Source organism: Thiolapillus sp. (assembly GCF_048562965.1).
Classification (GTDB): domain Bacteria; phylum Pseudomonadota; class Gammaproteobacteria; order Chromatiales; family Chromatiaceae; genus Thiolapillus; species Thiolapillus brandeum_A.
In genome coordinates this window covers 1-762 of record NZ_JBHNMF010001237.1, presented here as the reverse complement: position 1 = coordinate 762, position 762 = coordinate 1, and the positions used below count along the sequence as shown (strand labels likewise).

Sequence of the window (762 nt, the reverse complement as noted above, 5' to 3'; positions counted from 1 at the left end):
TGCCAAAAATGTTATCCAATAACACAGTTCGCGGGGGATACGGCTATATCCTTTCGCGTCCATAGCGGCCTCCAGAAGTTTGTGTTGATTTCTCTTCTGAGAAGGCCGCGCCTTGCATGCCCGCTGCCAGCCATGGAGAGCGAAGCGAAGGCTGGTAGTCCCCAGTAGCCGCGAGGCCGCACTGCTTACCCGTCGTGCGCATAGCGCCAGAGGGGAAGCAAAGTAGGCATTCGAACGCGGCGTCCAGTCATTGGGAGACAAGTACGGAGCAGCAACGAGCTTGCGAAGTTGTTGTGTAGTGCTTGGTGACCAGGACGGCTGGGGCACGAATAGGTTGTCAAAGGCCGAGTCGATTTTGGGGACTGGGATGTCCCAAAATCTATCACGAGGTCGAAGACACGCTTGTTTCTTTAAATTTTCAAATGAAGGCATGCAAGGCGCGGCAACGCTATGATCCTTGCTATGTCAACTATTTTTTGAGATTTTTAGTGGTTTTTCTCCTCTGAAACTCTAAACTCTAGTAAACAGGTTCCTCGACGTTTTAAGTGGAATTCCTCCAAAAACCTGTGCCAGTATAGCGCCAAATACTGGCATGAGGAAAAGACGTGGACGGCAACGAGATACTGCTACTGGGATTGGGTATTCAGTCTCCCTGGAAGCTGATGAATCAACACTTGGATACGAGTAAACAGCCGCATGAACTCCACCTAGAAGTTAAAGCGGAGCGTGGTACGAAATACGCTTGTCCCGAATGTGGTCAGT

1 protein-coding gene is annotated in these 762 nt (G+C 50.4%); it reads right to left on the bottom strand.

The window, feature by feature from the left end; all coding sequences use genetic code 11:
* On the bottom strand, nt 1-327 hold a 327-nt coding region (locus tag ACOCD2_RS23525), incomplete at its 3' end, for a hypothetical protein (RefSeq protein ID WP_293681969.1).
* Nucleotides 328-762: the final 435 nt, after the last annotated feature.